This window comes from Spongiibacter sp., assembly GCF_041602295.1.
In the GTDB taxonomy this organism is placed as follows: Bacteria; Pseudomonadota; Gammaproteobacteria; order Pseudomonadales; family Spongiibacteraceae; genus Spongiibacter.
The window spans coordinates 1-21593 of the sequence record NZ_JBFIGO010000048.1 but is presented as its reverse complement, the minus strand read 5'-3'; the positions used below and the strand labels follow the sequence as shown (position 1 = coordinate 21593).

Annotated in this window: 19 protein-coding genes and 1 pseudogene; 6 read left to right on the top strand and 14 right to left on the bottom strand. The window is 58.3% G+C overall.

All coding sequences use genetic code 11. From position 1 onward, the window contains the following. A pseudogene (locus tag ABYM29_RS09585) lies at positions 1-496 on the bottom strand (transcriptional regulator); the annotation flags it as partial. 136 nt (positions 497-632) lie between these two features. Here ABYM29_RS09585 and uvrD point away from each other — a divergent pair. Both uvrD and ABYM29_RS09575 read left to right on the top strand, forming a co-directional pair. After that, positions 633-2798, top strand: coding sequence for a DNA helicase II (gene uvrD, locus ABYM29_RS09580; protein ID WP_372864510.1), 2166 nt, complete (start codon positions 633-635; stop codon positions 2796-2798). Positions 2799-2832: 34 nt separating this feature from the next. Next, positions 2833-3975 carry a TRAP transporter substrate-binding protein gene (locus ABYM29_RS09575; protein ID WP_372864509.1) on the top strand — a complete coding sequence of 381 codons (1143 nt, stop codon included), beginning with the start codon at positions 2833-2835 and terminating at the stop codon, positions 3973-3975. Between the two features lie 19 nt (positions 3976-3994). Here the strand turns inward: ABYM29_RS09575 and ABYM29_RS09570 are convergent, their stop codons facing one another. The 5 genes from ABYM29_RS09570 to ABYM29_RS09550 all read right to left on the bottom strand — a co-directional run bounded on the left by ABYM29_RS09570 (position 3995) and on the right by ABYM29_RS09550 (position 10131). Continuing rightward, positions 3995-5185 (bottom strand): DUF1501 domain-containing protein, encoded by a 1191-nt coding sequence (locus ABYM29_RS09570; RefSeq protein ID WP_372864508.1) that lies wholly within the window; start codon positions 5183-5185, stop codon positions 3995-3997. A 27-nt stretch (positions 5186-5212) separates the two neighbouring features. Continuing rightward, a complete protein-coding gene (locus ABYM29_RS09565) occupies positions 5213-6919 on the bottom strand; it encodes a DUF1800 domain-containing protein (protein WP_372864507.1) in 1707 nt (568 codons plus the stop codon). Positions 6920-7049: 130 nt separating this feature from the next. Continuing rightward, positions 7050-9314 (bottom strand): TonB-dependent receptor, encoded by a 2265-nt coding sequence (locus ABYM29_RS09560; protein ID WP_372864506.1) that lies wholly within the window; start codon positions 9312-9314, stop codon positions 7050-7052. Next, a complete protein-coding gene (locus ABYM29_RS09555) occupies positions 9307-9582 on the bottom strand; it encodes a hypothetical protein (RefSeq protein WP_372864505.1) in 276 nt (91 codons plus the stop codon). The genes ABYM29_RS09560 and ABYM29_RS09555 overlap by 8 nt, the downstream gene beginning before the upstream one ends. Before the next feature lie 12 nt (positions 9583-9594). Next, positions 9595-10131: a hypothetical protein gene (locus tag ABYM29_RS09550; RefSeq protein WP_372864504.1), complete on the bottom strand. Its 537-nt coding sequence runs from the start codon at positions 10129-10131 to the stop codon at positions 9595-9597. Positions 10132-10238: 107 nt separating this feature from the next. On the opposite strand from ABYM29_RS09550, the gene ABYM29_RS09545 reads away from it, so the two are divergent. Further along, on the top strand, positions 10239-10805 hold the full coding sequence (locus tag ABYM29_RS09545; RefSeq protein WP_372864503.1) for a TetR/AcrR family transcriptional regulator: 567 nt from the start codon (positions 10239-10241) through the stop codon (positions 10803-10805). Here ABYM29_RS09545 and ABYM29_RS09540 read toward each other — a convergent pair. Genes ABYM29_RS09540 through ABYM29_RS09515 form a run of 6 tightly spaced genes read right to left on the bottom strand, consistent with a single transcriptional unit; the run spans position 10802 to position 17148 of the window. Further along, positions 10802-12157: a cytochrome P450 gene (locus ABYM29_RS09540; protein ID WP_372864502.1), complete on the bottom strand. Its 1356-nt coding sequence runs from the start codon at positions 12155-12157 to the stop codon at positions 10802-10804. The two genes, ABYM29_RS09545 and ABYM29_RS09540, sit on opposite strands and share 4 nt — an antisense overlap. 11 nt (positions 12158-12168) lie before the next feature. After that, positions 12169-13728 (bottom strand): long-chain-fatty-acid--CoA ligase, encoded by a 1560-nt coding sequence (locus tag ABYM29_RS09535; protein WP_372864501.1) that lies wholly within the window; start codon positions 13726-13728, stop codon positions 12169-12171. 53 nt (positions 13729-13781) lie between these two features. Continuing rightward, positions 13782-14552 (bottom strand): SDR family NAD(P)-dependent oxidoreductase, encoded by a 771-nt coding sequence (locus tag ABYM29_RS09530; RefSeq protein ID WP_372864500.1) that lies wholly within the window; start codon positions 14550-14552, stop codon positions 13782-13784. A gap of 39 nt (positions 14553-14591) precedes the next feature. Next, complete coding sequence (locus tag ABYM29_RS09525) at positions 14592-14957, bottom strand: DUF6285 domain-containing protein (RefSeq protein ID WP_372864499.1); 366 nt, start codon at positions 14955-14957, stop codon at positions 14592-14594. Beyond that, positions 14948-15946, bottom strand: a complete 999-nt coding sequence (locus ABYM29_RS09520) for a phosphotransferase family protein (RefSeq protein WP_372864498.1) — start codon at positions 15944-15946, stop codon at positions 14948-14950. The genes ABYM29_RS09525 and ABYM29_RS09520 overlap by 10 nt, the downstream gene beginning before the upstream one ends. Beyond that, the gene (locus tag ABYM29_RS09515; protein WP_372864497.1) at positions 15946-17148 is read right to left on the bottom strand and encodes an acyl-CoA dehydrogenase family protein; all 1203 of its coding nucleotides are present in this window, start codon (positions 17146-17148) and stop codon (positions 15946-15948) included. Before ABYM29_RS09515 ends, ABYM29_RS09520 begins: the two co-directional genes overlap by 1 nt. Before the next feature lie 133 nt (positions 17149-17281). Here ABYM29_RS09515 and ABYM29_RS09510 point away from each other — a divergent pair, with 133 nt between their 5' ends. Next, a complete protein-coding gene (locus ABYM29_RS09510; RefSeq protein WP_372864496.1) occupies positions 17282-17851 on the top strand; it encodes a VOC family protein in 570 nt (189 codons plus the stop codon). Positions 17852-17884: 33 nt separating this feature from the next. On the opposite strand, the gene ABYM29_RS09505 is transcribed toward ABYM29_RS09510, so the two are convergent. Then, complete coding sequence (locus tag ABYM29_RS09505) at positions 17885-18469, bottom strand: flavodoxin family protein (RefSeq protein ID WP_372864495.1); 585 nt, start codon at positions 18467-18469, stop codon at positions 17885-17887. 48 nt (positions 18470-18517) lie between these two features. Beyond that, complete coding sequence (locus ABYM29_RS09500) at positions 18518-18973, bottom strand: MarR family winged helix-turn-helix transcriptional regulator (protein ID WP_372864494.1); 456 nt, start codon at positions 18971-18973, stop codon at positions 18518-18520. A 143-nt stretch (positions 18974-19116) separates the two neighbouring features. Here ABYM29_RS09500 and ABYM29_RS09495 point away from each other — a divergent pair, with 143 nt between their 5' ends. Beyond that, positions 19117-20286 carry an alpha/beta hydrolase gene (locus ABYM29_RS09495; RefSeq protein WP_372864493.1) on the top strand — a complete coding sequence of 390 codons (1170 nt, stop codon included), beginning with the start codon at positions 19117-19119 and terminating at the stop codon, positions 20284-20286. 400 nt (positions 20287-20686) lie between these two features. Then, a partial coding sequence (locus ABYM29_RS09490; RefSeq protein ID WP_372864492.1) for a RimK family alpha-L-glutamate ligase occupies positions 20687-21593 on the top strand: 907 nt, incomplete at its 3' end.

Genomic DNA, 21593 nt, shown 5'->3' with positions numbered 1-21593 from the left:
GGTCGGCGTAAACGCTGGCACTGATCTGCAGGCGGAAAAAATTGTGCTGGGCGTCGCTGGCCACCGCCGCCGAGGCGCCAAAGCCATAGAACTCCACCCGCCGGGCATTGCCCAGCAATTGCACCGCTTTTTCGATGGCTTCCACCTCGATGCTGTCACGCACCCGCTTCAAGGCCTCCATGGTCGAATCAAAGACCTTGAAGGTGTACTGGCGAGCGCTGTCGTCATCGCTGTAGCTAAAGGCCTCGTACTCGGGGCTGTGAGCCACATGCTGGGCCAGCGCCACTTTAAAATTCTGAAAGCCGTCGCAGCCCACCGCGCGGCAAAAACGCACCACCGTCGGCTCGCTGACATGGGCCTCCTGGGCCAGATCAACGATGCGCATATGGATCACCTCGCGGCGATTGGCGAGGATGTAATCGGCCACCTTGCGCTCACTGCGGCGCATGGCCTCGCGACCGGTCTCGATGGCGCGAATGATATTTCTGGGTTTCAAGCTGTTCTCCGCTGACGGCAACAGGCGCAGCATTGCCGGGCTAACTGTAGAACTATTGTAACGCAAGCCGGCCGGCGGCGAGATTACTACTCGGCAACGGTGCCAGCCGCCGCCATTCCCGATAGAATAGCCGGCTATGGATGTCTCTTATATTCTCGACCAACTCAACGACGCCCAGCGCGACGCCGTCACCGCCGACAGCCCCGGTACCCTGGTACTGGCCGGGGCCGGCAGCGGTAAAACCCGCGTGCTGGTGCACCGCATCGCCTGGAAGATCAAGGTAGAAGGCCTGTCGCCCTACAGTATTATGGCGGTGACCTTTACCAACAAGGCGGCACGCGAGATGCGCGGCCGTATTGAAGAACTGCTGGGCAGCAGCTTGCAGGGCGGCATGTGGGTGGGCACCTTCCACGGTCTGGCCCATCGGCTACTCAAGGCCCATGTCCGCGAGGCCGGCCTGCCCGACAACTTTCAGATCCTCGACAGCGACGACCAGCTGCGGATGATGAAACGCATCCACCGCGAACTGGAACTGGACGACTCGCGCTGGCCGCCGCGCCAGTCCTGCTATTTCATCAATGGCCACAAAGACGAGGGCCGGCGCAGCGCCCATATCGACGACCACGGCGGCGACCTTTATCTGCACACCATGCTCAAGGTCTACCGCCGCTACGAGCAGCTCTGCCAACAGCAGGGGGTGATCGACTTCGCCGAACTGCTGCTGCGCGCACTGGAGCTGTGGCGCGATAATCCGGCGGTACTGGCCCACTACCAGCAGCGCTTCAAGCATGTGCTGGTCGACGAGTTTCAAGACACCAACGCGGTGCAGTACGCCTGGCTGCGCAATCTCGCCGGCAAGGGCATGCCGATCACCGCGGTGGGCGATGACGACCAGTCGATTTACGGCTGGCGCGGCGCGCGCATCGAGAACATCCAGCAGTTTTCCAAAGACTTTGCCGACAGCCGCATTATTCGCCTGGAGCAAAACTACCGGTCGACGGCCACCATCCTCAACGCCGCCAACGCGGTGATCAAAAACAACAGCCAGCGCCTGGGCAAGGAGCTGTGGACCAGCGGCGAGGACGGCGAGCCCATCACCCTGTTTGCCGCCTTTAACGAACAGGACGAGGCGCGCTTTGTCACCGACCGCATCGACGAGCTGATGCGCCAGGACTATCGCCGCGCCGATATCGGCATCCTCTACCGCAGCAACGCCCAGTCGCGGGTGTTGGAAGAGGCGCTGATTCGCAGCGGCCTGCCCTACCGCATCTACGGCGGCCAGCGCTTCTACGACCGCCTGGAAATTAAAAACGCGCTGGCCTATCTGCGGCTGATCGCCCTGCGCGACGACGACACTGCGGTCGAGCGGGTGATCAACACCCCGACCCGGGGCATCGGCAATCGCACTGTAGAAATGCTGCGCGAATACGCCCGCGACCACCAGCTGTCGCTGTGGCAGTCGGCGCTGGCGATGATTCAAAACGGCACCTTAAGCGCCCGCGCCGGCAATGCCCTGCGCGGCTTTCTGTCGCTGGTCGAAGACCTGGCCGAGCAGTGCCGCGAGCTGTCGCTGGACGAGCAGGTCGATCTGGTGATCGACAAGAGCGGGCTGATTGCCTTTCACCAAAAGGAAAAAGGTGAGAAGGCTCAGGCGCGCATCGAAAACCTGCAAGAACTGGTGAGCGCCGCCCGCAGCTTTACCCCCGAAGATCCCGACGCCGATCTGCTGCGCGAGTTTCTCGACCGCGCGGCACTGGACGCCGGCGACCAGCAGGCCGACGAGCACGAGGACAGTGTCCAGCTGATGACCCTGCACTCGGCCAAGGGGCTGGAATTCCCCATCGTGTTCATGGTCGGCGTGGAGGAAAACCTGTTCCCCCACAAAATGTCGATGGACGACCCCGGCCGCCTGGAAGAAGAACGCCGCCTGGCCTATGTGGGCATCACTCGCGCCGAACAGCAGCTGTTTTTAAGCTACGCCGAGTCGCGCCGCCTGCACGGCCAGGAAAGCTTTAACAGCCTGTCGCGCTTTATTCGCGAAATTCCCAATGAACTGATCAATGAAGTGCGCATTAACAATACCGTGACCCGGCCCAGCAGCTTCGCCAGCGGCAATATCGCCGCCCAAGCCGCCGCCGACTGCGGCATGGTACTGGGCCAGCGGGTACTGCACAGTATTTTTGGCGCCGGCACCGTGCTCAGCTTTGAGGGCCAGGGCGCCAGCGCCCGCGTACAGGTCAATTTTGAAGACGAGGGCAGCAAGTGGCTGGTGCTGCAGTACGCCAATCTCCAGCTGCTGTAAGCCGCCGGCCGCAAAACAATAACAAGGTAACACCATGACAAGCTCCAAAGCGTCGCGCTATACCCCGCTGCTCATCCTCACCCTGGTGGCCGCGCTGGTGGCCATCAGCTGGCTCTATGTCGGCGAGCGCAGCCGCCACTTTGTGGCCAGTAATAATGAACGCGCCAGCGCCCTGGGTGGCGAGCGCGTCTACCGCTGGAAGCTGGTCACCACCTGGCCGAAAAACTTTCCCGGCCTGGGCACCGCGCCGGAAAAATTTGCCGCGATGGTTAACCGCATGAGCCGCGGCCGCCTGCAGGTTACGGTCTATGGCGCCGGTGAGCTGCTGCCGGCGATGGGCGTCTTCGACGCGGTGTCGGCCGGCAGCGTGCAGGCCGGCCACGGCGCCGCCTACTACTGGAAGGGCAAGCTGCCGTCGTCGATCTTCTTTACGGCGGTGCCCTTTGGCATGACCGCCCAGGAAATGAACGGCTGGCTCTACCACGGCGGCGGCCTGGAGCTGTGGCGCGAAGCCTATGCGCCCTTTAATTTGATCCCCCTGGCCGGCGGCAATACCGGCGTGCAAATGGCCGGCTGGTTCAACAAGGAAATCAATTCCGTCGCCGACCTGAAAGGGCTGAAAATGCGCATTCCCGGCTCCGGCGGCGAAGTGCTCAACCGCCTCGGCGGCACCTCGGTTACCCTGCCCGGCGGCGAGCTGTACACCTCGCTGCAAACCGGGGTGATCGACGCCACCGAGTGGGTGGCGCCCTACAACGACCTGGCCTTTGGCTTTCACGAGGTCACCCGCTATTACTACTACCCCGGCTGGCACGAGCCCGGCTCTACCCTAGAGCTGATCGTCAACAAGCAGGCCTTTGAAGCGCTGCCCAGCGACCTGCAAGCCATTGTTGAAGTGGCGGCGCGCTACGCCAATGCCGATATGCTCGATGAGTACACCGCCCGCAATAACAACGCCTTAAAAGAACTGGTAGAACAGCACGGTGTGCAACTGCGCCGCCTGCCCGACGACGTGATTCGCGCCCTGCACAAAACCTCGGATGAGTATCTGGCCGAGCTGGCCCAGACCGACGAGCTGACCGCGCGGGTCTATCGCAGCTGGAAGCAGTTTCTCGACGGCGCCAAAAACTACCACCATATTTCCGAGCAGGCCTACATCAACGCCCGCGACCTATAGTGAGCCCCGGCGACAGCCGCTAGCGAAACAGACCCAGCGCGCCCGGGTAGCGATAGTCGGGAAACACCTTGGCCAGGTCGGTGGCCGCCGTGCGCGCCTGCAGCAACTCTGACAACACCTGCCGGTAGTCGGTGGTCACCTGCAGGTCACCGCGATCGAGATCGTCGTCACCGAGCCCCGGCCAGTCGCTGTGTACCCGGCCGCCATTCACCCCGGCGCCGAGCAGCAGCATGGCATTACCGTGGCCGTGGTCGGTACCCAGTGAGCCATTTTCGCTGGCGCGGCGGCCAAATTCACTCATGGTGACAATGGTCACCCGCTGCATGGCATCGCCAAGATCCTGCATAAAACTGCTCAGGCCATTGGCCAGGGTCGCCAAATTATTGCGCAGAGCATTGTTCTGATTGACGTGGGTATCCCAACCGCCAATATCGACACTGATAAATTCGCTGCCCATGTCGGCGCGAATCAGCTGCGCCGCCTTGCGCAAGCTTCGTGAAAAGGCGTTATTGGCGTATTCCGCGCCATTTTCCGGTGCCAGCGCCGCCGGATTCGCCGCCTCCAGGGCCTGCAATACGTCCAGAGACAGACGGCTCTGCACATCTAACAGGGCGTCGCCGCCATACATCGCCTGCACCGCGCCAAGAAAGTCATCGCCCTGGTTGATAATGGAGTTAAAGCGGTCGAACTCCGACAGCGCCAGCGGCGGCACTGGCCCCTGCAAGCTGCGCGGCGCCGCCGCAGAGATGGCGACGGCGCGAAACGGTGACGCCGACGGCCCGCTGTGGGTAGCGGCGATATGGCGCCCCAACCAACCGGTCAGCGTCGCCGTGGGATCTTGAATGCCGGTTTCCATAATCGCCTGGGCGTCGAAATGCGAGCGGCTGGCATGGGGCGAGCCGGCGGCGTGTACCGCCGCCAACTGTCCCGACTGCCAAGCGGGCATCAGCGGTGCCAGCGACGGGTGCAGGCCAAAAAAACCATCGAGATCCAGCGCGCCATTACTCTGATCCGGGCGCGCTACCCGCACGATCGGCCGGCGGGCGTAGTAGTCGTCACTGCCGTGGGGCACCACCACATTCAGACCATCGACGGCGCCGCGCATAAAGATTACCAGCAGCGTGTGCTTGGCCGATGCAAACTGTTGGGCCTGTTGCGACTCGTTGTTTACGAGCGTCGTCCACAGCTCGCGGCGGGTATAAGCAGCCATAGTGTTCTCCGTTATCAAAGCCGTGGACTAGCGACGCAGGGCGTAAGGTGACATCAACAGCAGCGCCATCAAGCGCCGCCAGAACTGCTCCACACTGGCGGCGCGCTCGCCGTTGGCGTGGATCTGCGCCGCACTCAGCAGGCGCTGCTCGGTATCGCTGTCCAACTCGCGCATCAGCAACTTGTCGCGCATCGCCCGCAAGGCCGCTGTCGGCTCCTCCTGCTGGTCGGCCGCCCAGGCGGCATTGCTCAGCCCCTCGGCGCGCTGCTGCCCCGCTACACTGATGCAGTGGCGCCAGCGCTCCAACAGACCGTTGACACTGGCCCAATAGTTCTCCGTGTCGGGATAGCCGTCGGGACTGGGCCATTGAAAGGGCACATGACCGGTGCGGGAGATCATACTGTCGCTATTGGGGCCTTCATAACTGGGCGCCAACTCAACATCCAGTGGCGCCAACATGCCAAAGTCGACCTTGGGCAGCACATCGATATTGGCCAGCCCAGACATGCTGTAAAGATCGGGAATCGCCGCCGCGCGCAGCAAGTCCGAGACCGTCACATTGCTGTCCATCTGTGGCGCCAGGGCGCGCACCAGAGCCATGGCATTTTCCTGGGGGCGGCTGAGTTTGGCGTCGGCCGCCGCCCAAAATTCATCGCTGCTAAACACCGCGCGCAGCATCGCCGCAATATCGCCATCGCGGCCCCACGCCGCCGCTACCCGCTCGACAAACGACGGCGGCGCCGGGGTATCGCGAACAAAACGGCGATAGAGTTTGCGGGCAATAAAGCGCCGGGTAGCGGCTTGGCCCAGCAGTATCTCCAACACCTCTTCGCCGTCTTCAATACCGCGGCCCGCAGCCAGGCGCTGGCCCAGTACCACTTTCTCACCCTGATCGTGCAGCGCCTCGTTAAACACAAAGCTGTGGTGTTTATTGGCCAGACACAGCGTGTCTTGCTCGTCGCGCAGCACCGTCCACCCGGTAAACGCGCGCGCAGTTTCCAAAATATCGGTTTCGCTGTAACCGCCGTCGACGCCCAGCGTATGCAGCTCGAGCAATTCGCGGGCGTAATTTTCATTGGGGTGTTTTTTACTCGAGCGACGATTGTCCAAGAATTCCAGCATAGCGGGGCTGCGTGCCGAGGCGCGCAGCATATCGCCGAAATTGCCCAGCGCGTGGGCGCGAATCACTTCGCGGTCATCCACGGTTTTCATGTGACGGGCAATCCCGTCGCCGTGGTAGATGGTGAAGTGATCCGTCCAAAAATCGACCATCACTTCGTATAACTGGCGGCGGCTGAACACCCGCCGAAATAAGGTGGCGGCGCGCAGCTCGCGCATTACCCGGCCGTCGTCCTTTAACTGCGCCAAGCGGCAACCGCTGTAATTGACCGTCGGCCAACGGAAATTGATCTCCGCCTCGACATCGGCGTCACTGGCCGCTGGCAAATTCAACTGCTCGTCCAACCAGGCCTCGGCACCCATTGTCGATAAGCGCTGCAAGGTTTCCGGCGTCGCCCCCCAACTCGCCCGCTTCAACAGATGCAACTCGCCGGGCGCCGCGCGCAAGGCATTCGCTTGCGCGCCCGTCGGTGCCGCCAGCGCGACACTCATGCTGCCGTCCTCTGCGGCGGCGGCCCGATTGCCAGCGCCACCACTGCCGCCGCTACCACAGGCCGTCAGCCCCAAAGCAATTGCCGCGCTGCCACCGCGGATAAAGTCCCTGCGTGTGCTCATGATTCACCCAGCCTGATCGCTACCCGGGGCGCCCCTCGCGCCCCCGTTGGCTAACGGCGCAAATTAGCAGCATCAGCCGCGGCAAAACAGTAAGCCTGTCACACTCTACACATAAATCACCAGCGCCTGCTTACCACGCCAAGCTCAGCTCAGCACTGAACATGCGCGGCGGCATTAAGAAGCCCATATGGGAACCGCTGAATATCGGCATATCGGCGGCGAAATGGCGAACCCGGTTATTTTCAAGATTTTTGATGTGTGCCATCAGCTGCCAACGGCCATCGGGATCGACCACCCCGACATGGACATTAATAAGGTGGTAGGCAGCCTGGCTGTCGATGGGGTCGGCGTCCAGATCAAACAGAATATCGTCACGCCAACTCACATCACCGCCCAGCATCACCGCCAACTGCTCCCGCCACAGGGGCAGCGCAACATTGAAACCCGCGCTGGCACTTAGCTTTGGCGCGCGAGGTAATTGCGAACCACTTAGGTCGCAGGTCTCTTCGCTCGAGTCCGCCGGACAGGGACCGTCTTCATAGCGCTCGAATCGCGCATCACTGTAGCCCCAGCTGGCAAAAAACTGACTGCCGCGCCAGGGCTGCCAACTGATGTCGATTTCCGCCCCTTCTGTTGTCGCCTGCGCGGCGTTGTTGACGATAAACCCATTGCCGATAAAGGCCTGTATTTGCATATCGCTGAATGCGGTGTGATAGAGCGCGGTATTGACGGTAAGCACGCCATCGTAGGCCGTTATCTTATAACCGAGCTCGTAGGCCTTGGCGCGCTCCTGCTCAAAACCGGACTCGTCGGCGGTGCGCGCCAAGGGATTGTAACCTCCGGCTTTAAAGCCCTCGCTGTAGCTGGCATAGAGCAAATCGTCTCCAAGGCTGTACTTCAGCGATAGCTTAGGCGCGATATTTGACTCCTCGCGACGATCGTCCAACTCATACTCAGTCACGCCGAAGGCCGCCTGCAATAGCAGCCCGGTTTGCTCGTAGTTCTGCTCGAGATCGACGTCCTTCTCTTCCTGCGAGGCCCTCAAACCGGCAATCAAACTCAGGCGCTCGCTAATATTCCAGGTCAGCTGGGAGAACAGTGCCAGAGTTTCGGTGCGCTGAATAAACCGCTGATGGAGAGCATCAGTGGCCAGCGCCCCCAGGCCGCCGTCCAGGGGATCCAGCGCGCCGCCGAATAACGCAGCAACCGTTTCGGCGCCCAGTGCCGGCAGCAAGACGCCTTGCAACGGTCCCTTGGGAAGGGCGCGCAGCTCGCCAGTCAGATCGTTGTCCGAGCGAAACGCAAACGCCCCAAGCAGATATTCCAGCCGACCCGGCGGCGAACTCAGTCGCAGCTCCAGCATTTGCTGTCCGTAGTCCGTGGCCCTGCCCCAATCGGCAATCGGTGCCGAGGCGGTATCGGCGTCGAGATACAGCCATTCCTCGGCGCGAGCAGTGCTGGCAATTAGCGTTAGCAGGTGGTCGGCAACCTCCCAGTTGGCCTCCAGGTTCCAGACCTCGGTATCGCTGCGACTCTCGTTCGGTGCGTCCGCGTGACTGCGATAATCAAAGTTCGCCTCCAGGCTCGAATCGAAGGCGCCATGCACCTGAGCCGCGTCGTCGCCCAATACAAAGGGCTCCCAGCCCTGGCCGCTATCGCGGGCCGCGCCCTGATAGTAAGTCAGTACGGCTGTCAGCGTTTCCAGCGGGGTGAATAGCAATTTTGCACGCCAGCCCTCTTTATCGACACGCTTCTCATCACGGCCACGCAGCACATTATTTACATAGCCATCGCGGCGCTCACGCGCGGCCGCTACCCGCAATGCCAGACGCTCCTCGATCAACGGCGCGTTGACCATAGCCTCGTATTTCTCTCCGGAGAACTGTCCCTGCGAGGCGCGGGCGGACAGCCGCCACTCGTCTTCCGGCCGGGCCGTACTGATGCTGATCGCCCCGGCCACGGTATTCTTCCCGAACAGTGTGCCCTGCGGCCCCTTGAGCATTTCCACCCGCGCCAGATCGAGAAAGGCGTCCTGTAAAAAAGCGGTCTTGCCGTAGTAGATGCCGTCGACGTAGACACCCACGGCCTGTTCCATACCGTCATTAATCGGTGAATTCAAACCGCGCATGCCCACCTGCACATAGCCCGGCGTCATATTGATTTCGGTGTTGGGGCTGGCCAATGAAATATCTTCAAAGGAAACAATCGCCGAATTCTTCATGCGCTCGGCACTCAGTACCGATACCGCTATTGGCACATCCTGAATCGATTCGGAACGTTTCTGCGCGGTTACAATAACCTCTTCAATATGCGCAGCGCGTTGATATTCTTCTGACAGCGCAGCGCTGGCGAACGCGGCGGCGACCAGCGCGGCAACAAGCCCCACTTTATTCATGACTCATCCCCTGGCCGACACGCGCCCTTCCTGGCTCGCACAGCGACACCATTACGATGTAGGAAAATAACGCGACACCTACCGCCGCAACCAGGGCACCCATCATATGAGCAGGGCTAAATGCCGCACCGTCATTGGCCAGTAGTAGCCGCAACAGCGCAAAGCACGGCCATATTATCAGCGCGATATAGGCGGCTATCGCCAGCGCAATTTTGCCCAGTGTGCCGCGACTGATCGCCGCGGCCATTCTATTTTTATCCACTGTCATCCCGTACTCCACTTACAGGGGCTTAACCACCGCCAAATACAACACCAACACGCCGGACACAGCGATGACCGGCGTGCTAACCACTAAAAACAACCAGTGCTGTTGAATCGCCCGCTCGTAGCTAAGCGCCACATCAGCCAAGCCCGACTCGCGAATCGCTTTTTTATTGCCGCCAAAATGCGACAGCCAGTAATCCAGCACTTCGATAGGCAGAAACACCAGCACCACAATGCACAATTTCAGCGCCAGCCAAAAATGACTCGGCCCCCAGGGGCCCGCGGCCAGCAATAACAGCCCGCTGATCAGCAATAACGGGAAGGCGGCATGCTCCAGCAACACCCCCTTATCAAAGCGCTCCATCGCGATATTGCGCTGCTGAATCAGCAACTCGTTATCGGGGGCGCGCTGCCAAGCCCTGATGGCCGGCAGCAGGTAATTGATATAGGCCACCGAGGTGCTGGCCAGCCAGATCATCGCGCAGGCAACATGAAAGAATTTGATCTGCAGGTAGTAGCTGGCCAGCTCAGTGGCCCCGTGTTGGAGGAACATTGCGAAAACTCGTCATTATCTATTATTGTGAATGCTATTGTTAGCATACCATACTGTATGGTATGTATTTATAATCGTCAATATTGTTGACTATATAGGACTGGAGAATGGCCGCCGACACCCCGCAAAAGCCGCGCAAATCGAAGCTGCAATTCATTCACGCCGCCCTGGATATTCTCGCCACAACGGGCAGTGTGAAAGCGCTGACCATAGACCGGCTTTGTCGGCAGCTCGGTATTTCAAAGGGCAGTTTTTATTGGCACTTCAAGGGGCGCGCAGAGCTGATCGAGGCCGTCGTCGACTTTTGGGCCGATGAGTTCCAGCAGAGCATTCACCAGAACATTCGCCAGGCCTCCGACAACGAGCCCTCAAGAACCTTTGAAGAACTGGTCAGCTTCTGGCTGAGCAGTAATTTCGCTCAGCTCGACCAGGTGATGCGCAACTGGGCGCGACAAGAGGCTGCCGTCGCCAAAGCCGTACAGCAGGCTGACCTGCTGCTCATGGACTTTGTCAGCCAGCAGATTGTCGCGATGGGCCACCAACAGACTGAAGCCCAGTATCGCGCCCGACTATTGATTGCGGTAGGCATTGCCGAACCGCAAATCAGTCACCTTCCCCACCCGGGCAGCCTGCACGAAACCGTGAACTGGGTAGCTAAAAAAGTACTCAGCTAACGCGGAATAAAGCGCAGCGGCAGACCGTCAGTCGGAAAGGATATTGGCACCGGGTTATACGGCATAGTGTAAGCGGGACGCGCCTCTATGCGATAGCGCTTGAGCAAGTGAAGCAACACAATTTTTACCTGGATCTCGGCAAAATTCAGCCCGATGCACTTGTGACTGCCGCCGCCAAACGGCAGCCACTGATAAAAATGCTTTTTGTGCTCAGCCCGTTCCGGGGAAAAACGCATTGGATCAAAACGCTGGGGCTCCGTCCACCACTCCTCCAAATAGTGGGTCATCAGCGGCGAAATCCCTATCGAAGTATTGGCGGGAATGCGGTAGCCAAAAATCTCCGTTTCGCGCACCGTGCGCCGTGGTATCACCGGCACCGGTGGATACATGCGCAGGGTTTCCTGCATCACATAGGACGCCAGCGGCAATTGCCCCAAGTCATCAAAAGACGGCGCACTGTGCGCCAAGGCATCAAACTCCTCAAGTAACTTATCCTGCCACTCGGGGTTTTTGGCCAGCAAGTACACCGCTGAACACAAGGTACTCGTCGTGGTGTCGTGGGCGGCAAACAACAGAAAAATAATATGGTCGCGCACCGCCTCGTCGCTAAGGAAGTTACCCTCTTCATCTCTGGCGTGGCAAAACTGCGAGAAGAAGTCATCACTCTGCTGCGCGCGCTTGCGGTGAATATGCTGCTCGATGAACGCCTCCAACACCTTGCGACCATCCAATCCCTTTTTCCACGTGGTACCAGGAATCGGCAGCTTCACGATCGCCAGTGAGGCCTCCATCGCGTGAACAAAGGCGCGATTGATCTTTGCCGCTTCATCGCCTATCTCAACACCCATGAAAACCTGCGCAGCCACATCTAGCAGCAAGGCCTTTATCTCATCTTTAAACGCCACCTCCCGGTTGTGTGGCAGCGCCGCCAAACGCTGGGCGATCATCGGGTTCATTGTTCCGACGTAGTTAGCCAATACATCCTTCTTGAAAGCGGCTTGCAAAATTCGGCGATTCAATTTGTGATCACCAAAGTCCATCAACATCAAGCCATTGGGAAACAGCTTATCCAAGAAGGGGTCCCAGGCCTTTTTGCTGGAAAACAATTTCTGCTGATCTTTCAGTAGAATTTCATTGGCCTCAGGCCCGACCATCACCACCGTTTTTTGCAACAGCGCGTGGCTGCGAAAAATTTTGCCGTACTTGCGATATTTCTCCATCGACATGGGCAAGTAGTTAGTCAAAAAGGGGATGGTATCGCCAAGCAGCGGCAAAGCACCGTTGTCACCTGGAAGGTGATTGACATCAGCGCAGGGCTTGCGTGGCGCTTTTAAATAATCGCTACTAGACATGGTATTGACCCTTAAGCTATCGCGCCTGAATTAATGCGGTAGTTTTCTGCAAACTGCTCGCGCAATGCTTTTTTAAGAACTTTCCCCGATGGATTTCGCGGCAACATTGCCACATGCTCAATGTGCTTAGGAATTTTGAACGACGCCAATTTTCCTCGGCAGAAAGCCGCGATCTCGGCAACATCAACTTCCACACCACTGGCCTCCACCACCACTGCCAGCGGCACCTCTCCCCAGCGCGCATCGGCAACACCGATCACCGCAACATCGGCGATGGCCGGGTGCGACATCAGTAAGTTTTCGATTTCTGCAGGGTAAATATTTTCACCACCGGAAATGATCATATCCTTGATACGATCCTGAATGTACACATAACCCTGGTCGTCGATATATCCCGCATCGCCGGTATGCAACCAACCATCGACAATGGTCTCCGCCGTGGCCTCCGGTCGCTGCCAATAAGCCTGCATCACCTGGGGCCCCTTCGCTAAAATTTCGCCGACTTCGCCGGCAGCACAATCTTCGCCCTTGTCATTCACCACTTTCAACTGAGTGGCAAATACCGCCCGGCCGCAGGAGCGCAACAAGCCCGGTTGGCCAGCCAGCGCGCGACGATGATCTTCTGCAGTCAAAAAACTCAAGGCCATGGTCGACTCAGTTTGACCATAGCCCTGCACGAAATCGCAGCCAAACACCTTTATACACTCACGCAGCAGCGATTCTGATATCGGCGAGCCACCGTAATTAATGGTTTTTAAGGCAGAGAAATCGTAGCGACCGATGTCTTCCACCATCGCCAGCGAGAATTGCAACATTACCGGGATCACCGCCACCGTGGTCACTTGCTCGTTGGCCAGGGTTTCGAGCATCCCCACCGGGTCATAGTCGCGATGAATAATCATCGACGAGCCGTAGATCACGCCCAGCATCGCGCCCACCAATCCGACGGCGTGAAACGTCGGGGCAATCACCAGTGCCTTTTCATTTTCCGCCGGCCAAATGCCGGTAGTCATCGATGACTGGTAGCTGTTTAGCAAGACATTGCGGTGGCTGATCAGCACCCCCTTGGGGCGACCGGTGGTGCCGCTGGTGTACATATGAAACAGAATATCGTCGGCGTCAATCGCCACCGCAGCGGGCTCGCCGGCAGGCTGGCACCAGCTGGCAAGATCAACCGCGCCGACCTTCTCGGCCATAAATACTCGCGGCAAACCCTGTATCACCGGGCCACACTGGCAATCGAATTCCTCATCGAGGAACAGCAGCTTTAGCTGGGCGTCTTCAGCGATGTACTCCAGCTCGGCCAGGCTGAGGCGGTAGTTCAGCCCCACGGCAACCGCGCCAATGCGCGCACAGGCCAAAAACACACAGAGATTGTCGACCGAGTTTTTCGCCAGTATCCCCACTCGCTGCCCCTTGCTGATGCCGGCCCGCTGCATGGCGGCGGCAATGCTGCCGACATGCTGCCAGGCCTGGCGAAAGCTGAGGGTTTTTTGCTGGTCTTGCAGCATCATAACGTCGCCGCGGCGCTGCGCGTGAAAGGCGTGATAGTCGTTAAAATTATTAAACATATCGCGATTATCCTTATAGCTGAGTTTACCGGCCTAGAGCAAAGTACGGCGGTTTAGCGCGGCTGCATGCGAATCGCGCCATCGAGGCGAATGCACTCGCCGTTCATGTATTCGTTCTCGGCAATCATCACCGAGAGATGGGCAATTTCCTCCGGGCGGCCCAGGCGCTGGGGATTAACCACGCTGGCTTCCAACGACTTGTAGGCCTGTTCCGACAAGGTTTCGAACAGCGGCGTATGTATCAGCCCGGGGACAATGGTGTTCACCCGTATACCGTAGCTTGCCAAGTCGCGAGCCATCGGCAGGGTCATGCCCACCACGCCCCCCTTCGAGGCGCTGTAGGCGACCTGGCCGACCTGGCCCTCATAGGCCGCAACCGAGGCGGTATTGATAATGACTCCGCGGGCGTTGTCTTGGTAGGGTGCTGCCTCGGCCATCGCCTTGGCGGCCAGGCGCGCAACATTAAAGGTGCCAACCAGGTTCACATCGATAACGGTTTTATAGGCGTCCAGCGGAAACACCCCAGACTTGCCCAAGGTCTTTATCGCATTGCCAATGCCAGCGTAGTTATTGCAAATGTGCAGTCCGCCAAATTTTTCTACTAACTGCTCAATCGCCTCAGCGACGGATTGCTCATCGACAACATTGACCTTGTAGAAGGCGGCGCGCTCGCCGCCAATCTCCTCGACCAAGGCGTGACCACGCGCCTCGTTCATATCGAAAATGGCGACTTTGGCACCCTTTGCCGCATAGGCGCGCACGGTCGCCTCGCCCAATCCCGATGCACCACCGGTCACCAACGCCACTTTGTTATGTAAATCCATAATTATTCCCTCGAGGTATTTTTGGATATCGTTAAGCGACTAGCTGCCGACCGGTCGGTAACGAGGGTTGTCGATGGCCAACTTCGCCTCGCTAATTTCCTTAAGCACAGCCAGTAATTTTTCATCGCGGTAGGGCTGATCGGCAACACTCATTGCCGCCACTAATTTTTCTCTCAGCACTTCCAGTTCAGCGTCTTCGCCGAGATAGGCAGCCAGTAAGCGGCGCTCGCGCTCTGCCTGCTCGGCTCCCGAGGCGAGCTCGCGCTGCATAATACCGAGGCCGTTAATAGCGACCCGCAACTGATACTTCAACGACGGGTTATCGACAGCGGGCAGCAAACTGTTCCGCAAAAAGTCCGCAATCGCGTCGCCCAGCTGTTCGGCGTTGGGGTGCTCTATCGACATGGCTTCTGCCCGATTAATAACTGCGCCAAATCGGCCTCGCACTCGGAAAGGCGCCGACCAATCACCGCCCGTTCTAACGACCGCTGCTTGCCGTCGAGGTGAATCGCACTCTGATAAAGACACAGTACGCCCCACTTCAACACACCGAAGATTTCCCAGTAATTCAGCTCATCCATTTGCACGTCGAGCCCCCCTGCGTTGTTGTAAGCCGCCAGCAGTGTTTCCTTGTCTCCGAAACCGCCAACTGGCTTGTCGACATTACCAAAGCGCCAGGAATTGACACACAGCCAACCCAAATCCTCGACCGGATTGCCGATATGCGCCAATTCCCAGTCCAGCACCCCGCTCAAGCCACCCTCGTCAACCAACAGATTGCCATTGCGAAAATCCCCGTGAACAATGGCCGGCTCGCGCACCCTTGGCAGCTGTTCTAACAAGTAATAAAAGGCGAGGTCGAACACCGGCAGGCACTGGCGAAATTCACGATAGCGCGCGCGGTAGCGCAACACGTCTTGCTCAACATCGAAGCCGCTCAACATGGTCGCGCTATCGACGGGGATACCGTGCAGCGCAGCTAACACCTGACCGCACTGCGCCGCCAAACCCTGTCGCGCCTGCGCCAGACGCGGCTCATTAAGAATGCGCTTGGGCAGCGCTTCACCCGGCAAGCGACTCATCAAAAATCCTGCGCCGACCTCGGCGACCGCCGGTGTGCGCGCAATGACCTCCGGCACCGGCAAGCCGCTGCGATGAAGCATGGCAATGAGCTCGGCCTCGATGGGCTTTAACAGGGCATTTTCAAACTGCTCTTCATCGTCGCCAGCACGCAAGATCAGCGACCGCTGTTGACCGCCACAACGCGCCTCCAGCGCCCAGGTCTGCGATGCCGCGCCACCGGTCAAGGGTTTTAATTGCACTATCTCTGCCGCTTGACCGAAGCGTTCTGCCAGACAACTCGCCAACATCTCCGCAAGTTGATTCGCACTCATCACAGGCCCTCGATGTCGCGCTGACCAAAGTCCCAGCCCTGGCCCTTATCGAAAGCACGCAGCAGCTGCTTGGCCACAGACTGGATATGCACTTCATCTGGACCGTCGTACAGGCGCGCCTCGCGAGCGTGGCGATACATACGACTCAGCGGTGTATCGTCAGTCAGCCCCTCGGCGCCGTAAACCTGTATCGCGCGGTCGATGACCCGATGCAACATACCTGCCCCGGCAACTTTTATAGCGCCGATTTCTACCCGCGCGGCGTCACCGGCATCAATGCGCTTGGCGGCGTGCAAGGTCAGTTGGCGGCAGGCCTGGATTTCCTGGTAGCTGTTAAACACATGCTGTTGCAACAGTTGCTTGTCAGCCAGGCTGGAACCAAAGGCCTCGCGCTCTAACAGCCGCTCACACATCAAATCGAAGGCGCGCTGGGCCTGACCCAGCCAGCGCATGCAATGAAAAATACGGCCCGGCCCCAGGCGCTTTTGCGCAATCTTGAAACCGGCACCGCGCTCACCCAGCAAGTTCTCCGCCGGCACTTTGACATTCACATATTCGGCCTCAAAGTGACCGCCAGCCATACCCAGCACCGGCGTGTCGCGCAGGATGTGGTAGCCCGGCGTAGCCATCGGCACAATAATCATACTGAAAGCCGCGTGCCCGGGCGCGTCGGGCTCGGTGCGACACATCACCGTGGTATAGGCAGCGATATCCGCACCAGTGGTAAACCACTTGCGGCCATTGATCCGCCAATAGCCCTCTTCTAACACCGCCGTGGTTTGCAGCTGGGTGGGATCGGAGCTGGAAATACCCGGCTCGGTCATGGCAAAACTGGGATTCACTTCGCCGGCCACCAGCGGCATCAAATAGCGCTCGCGCTGTGCGGCCGAGGCGTATTCATTGAGCATGATGGCGTCTTGCAGGGAGTAGGTACCAAAAATCCGCTGGGCAAATTCCGAGCGACCAATCACCTCATTCAAATAGACATAATCCATAAACGGCATGCCCATGCCGCCAATCTCTCTGGGGTGGCCAAAGGCCCACAGCCCCATGCCCTTCGCCTTGCTAACGAGTTCTGCGAGCAAGGCCTCCGCCGCCGCTTTGTCTTCCGACTGCAATTGCGACTCTCGGGGGTAAACCTCCTTCTCCAGGAAGTCCACCAGCTGCCTGCGTATTTCCTTCCAATCACACGGCACGGCCATACAGCCCTCTGCGTTATTGCTGTTATTTTTTGCTTATACAATCAACATGGCACATTATTGTCAAGTATATTGACTTAATGAGTGGATGACAGCATGCTCGTCAAAGATCAATAATCACGGAGACGCAAGCCCAATGAACACAAGCCTTAAGCCCCTTGGAAATATTCATCACGCTGCGTATCGCTGCGTCGACGCCGAGCAGACTCGCTGGTTCTATGAAGACTTACTCGGTTTAAAGCTGGCTGCCGCCTTTGAAGAAGACATCGACTTTGGCGAAAACCTCGGTCGCAATCGCCATTTTCTGCACATGTTTTTTGAACTCGGCGACGGCAATTACATCGCCTTCTTTGATGAACCCGGCATCTCCAAACCCGAACATTTCCAGCGCAAGGACAGCTTCGACATGCACCTTGCTCTGGAAACCGAATCGCTGGACAGCCTGCGTAACTGGCAGGAGCAGCTAAATGCCCAGGGCAAAACCTGCCTCGGCCCCATCGATCACGGCTTTGTACACTCGGTATATATGTATGACCCCAACGGCATACAGGTGGAAATCACCTGCCGCGCGGAAAACAGCGAGGCGATTATGAAACAAGAAGCCGCCAGCGCCCGCGCTGCCCTGGCGGCGTGGACGGCTAAAACCCGACAGCAGAAAGAACAGGTCTTCGGCAGCGAGCGCCTGGACAAGCGTGCCAGACGCTAAAACGCCGCGGCGAGTACAACCGGAGACCGGCGCTCAGCGAACCCCTTGCAAGCGCAGACACTGCTCAACGACGCGCGCCGCAAACAGCTTGGCGGTAGCCATATCGCCGGGCAGCGGCCCCTCGTCAACACTGGCATCGGCTGGTGACTGGGCCATCAATCCGGCGAAGGCGCCCAGATAATTAATATCGTTGCGCTGCGCGGCCTTAGTATTGGCCGCCAGCAATCCGCTGCCCACCCAGAGCATACTGTGCTGCATGGCAAAGGTATTCATATACGCCAGCGTCGACGCTTTATCGCCATTCATTGACGCAGAATTGGTAAAGCCCGCCGCCAGCTTGTCCTTCCAGGATTGCATCAACCAGCGGCCGCTAGAGGCGTCGGCCACCTTTTTAAACTGCCAGGACACACTGCCCATATAGGTGGGCGATCCAAAAATAATCGCCGCGGCATCGTCCAGTGACTGCCACTGCTCGGCGCTGAGCTCGCCGTCTTGAGCGATCTCCACCTCGACCACCCGCAGTGCCTCGGCGGCCTCTTGGGCGCCGCTGACAACCGCTTGCGCAAGCCGCTTGGTATGGCCATAGCCACTGTGGTAAAGCACTGCTATCGACAACATCTGCTAACTTCCTCTTATTATTATTCAATGCCCGCCGCCCAGCGGTGTTCAATCGGGTGCAATCAACACCACCGGCCCCCAGCTGCGATTTAAGGCATCGCGCAAACCGTTAAATGCGGTCTTGCCTATGCGCTTTTTCAACTCCTCTTCGATACCGACAACAATGCGCTGTGCATCGCCGCGAATCGCATCGGCTTCGGGACTGAACTGGACGATTTTTGCGCGCTTGTCCTTGGGATCGGCAATCAACTCCAAGATATTTTCATCTTTTAGGCCCTGCAATAACTGGTGAATCGCCTGGCGACTGACGCCGAGATTACGCGCCATATCCGCCGGCCGGTTAATACCCGCCGTGACGCTGAGCATAATCATCGAGCGAGTGCGATTCATACGCTCCCAGCCAGCGGCTTCCAGGCTCTTCTGAAGGCTTTCATCCACCCAATACAAGGCGTATGCCAGGGTGCCAATTAAATAACCCTGCTCTTGATCCACTAATTTTTTCATTGCGCTAATTCATGCTCTAAGTTGCTGGCTATTGTATGGCATAAACAAAAAAATAACTCCATTTGGGCGCAACAAGACTTGATTTTTTGTAAATTAAATTGACAATGTACTAAGCCAAACTCCCCGCAAACAGGACAAGCATAATGAGCGAATCGAGCAGAAGCTATGACCGAATTCCCTACCTGATTTTTTATCAAGACAAGAGCCCCTTTAAAGAGACTTACGGCGGTCCGCTGGATTTTGGCGCGCTAAAATCCCACCACCTCAAGCCCCATAAGCCGCGCTGCAACAATGTTATTCTGTTTATGCATCCGGTGGGCGGAGGTGAATACCTGCCGATGGTGGTGGCCATGGCCAAGGCCGGCTATCCGGTGATCTATTGCCAAAGCCGCTACTCCGGTAACGACAGTGCGCTGATCATGGAAAAAGTCGCCATCGATATGGGCAACTGTATTCGCCACGCAAAGGAAACACTGGGCTACGACAAGGTTATCCTGGCCGCCTGGAGCGGCGGCGGCTCACTGTCGCTGTTTTATCAAAGCCAGGCAGAAAACCCTAGCATCACCGAAACACCCGCTGGCGACCCACTGGACTTACGTGCTCAAGGCTTTATTCCCGCCGACGGCGTCATGATTCTCGCCGCCCATGTCAGTCGCGCTCACACCCTAACCGAGTGGATCGATGCCTCCATACTCGACGAACACAACCCAGACAACAAAGATCCCGAGCTTGACCTATACAACCCTAACAACAACAATCAGCCACCCTATAGCGCCGAGTTTTTAACGCGCTATCGCAGCGCTCAGATCGAGCGAAATCGTAAAATTACTCGCTGGGTAAAAGCCAAACTAAAAAGCCTCAAAGACGCCGGCAGGCCACATGACGAATTTGGTTTTGTGGTACACGGCACTATGGCCGACCCGCGCTGGCTAGATCCCACTGTTGACCCCAACGACCGCCAGGAAAATTGGTGTTATTTGGGCGACCCCAAAGTCGTCAATAACGGCCCAGTCGGCTTGGCGCGCTTTTGCACCTTGCGCAGCTGGCTGTCGCAGTGGAGCTATGACGACTCCAACGCCGACGGCCAGAAATGTGCCGCCACCATCAGCGTGCCAACGCTGGTTATTGGCAATACCGCCGACGACGCCTGCACGCCCAGCCATACCCACCGGCTGTACGATGCCATCCAGCACGACGATAAGGAGCTGCACGAAGTCGTCGGCGCGACCCACTACTATTTCGGCCAGCCAGAGCAACTCATGGAAGCCGTTGGCAAATGTGACGACTGGCTGCAAAGAAAGGGCTTCGCCTGAATTCCGCCACATCATAAACCCGAGAATGGCGCCACAAGCCGGTAACACGGAACGCGCCAAGAAGTGCGACTCGCCCACCCGCCGCGCACTATCGCCTTCGCGGCAGCGGTTTACACAGTAAATTCCATTTTTGTGTAAACCGCCATCCACGCCCCCATAAAACCCTATTCAGGGTCTATGCTTGTAGTTGGCCGGCGCGGCACCGGCTGCCTTTAGCGCGCCGCCAGTAGATGCCGGGCGGCCGTGTTGCACTGCCGCTATTTCACTACGCAATGTCGATGATCGGCTCCCGGCGACCGAACAGACAGCGGCATAAATGCCAAATATAGCGCCAAAAGAGTGTAGGCATTGCCTCGCTTTCGAGATAAATTTGCGCGCCTGATACGCTTGGGTACCCATTATGAAACTAGCAATACTGTCCTGCGGACCAAAGTCCTATAGCACCATGCGCCTCAAAGAGGCGGCCTTGCAGCGCGGTCACGACGTGAAGGTGCTCAACACGCTGAAGTTTGCCATCGATCTGCAGCGCGGCGTACCCGATTTGTACTACCATCAAAAATCGCTGTCGGAATACGATGCGGTACTGCCCCGGATCGGCGCGTCCATCACCTATTACGGCACCGCCGTGGTTAGACAATTCCAGGAAATGGATGTGTTTTGCGCCAACACCGCCCACGGCATTACCAATTCGCGGGACAAGCTGCGCAGCCTGCAAATCCTCAGCCGCCACCATATAGGCATTCCTCGCACGACCTTTGTCCGCGATAAAAATGACGTCCTGCCGGCCATCAAGCGCGTCGGCGGCGCCCCGGTGGTGATCAAACTCATCGAGGGCACCCAGGGCATTGGCGTACTGCTGGCCGAATCGGAGAAATCGGCCGAAGCCATTATCGAATTACTGCAGAGTCAAAAGCAGAACGTGTTGATCCAGAAGTTCGTTGCCGAGAGCAAAGGCAAGGACATCCGCGCCTTTGTCGTCGGCGACCGCGTGGTTGCCGCCATGCGCCGCGTAGCCCAAGGCCAGGAGTTTCGCAGCAATGTTCACCGCGGCGGCATCGCCGAAGCCGTCGAGTTGCCGGAGGAATATGTGCAGACGGCCATTCGCGCCACGCAAATTCTGGGCCTGCAGGTCGCCGGTGTCGACATGCTGGAGGGCAAAGACGGCCCGCAAATTATGGAAGTCAATTCCTCACCCGGTCTCGAGGGCATCGAGAAATGCACCGGTTTGGATATTGCCGGCGCGGTTATCGAATACATTGCCGCCCAGGTGGACTTCCCCGAAATTGATGTCCGCCAGCGGCTGACCG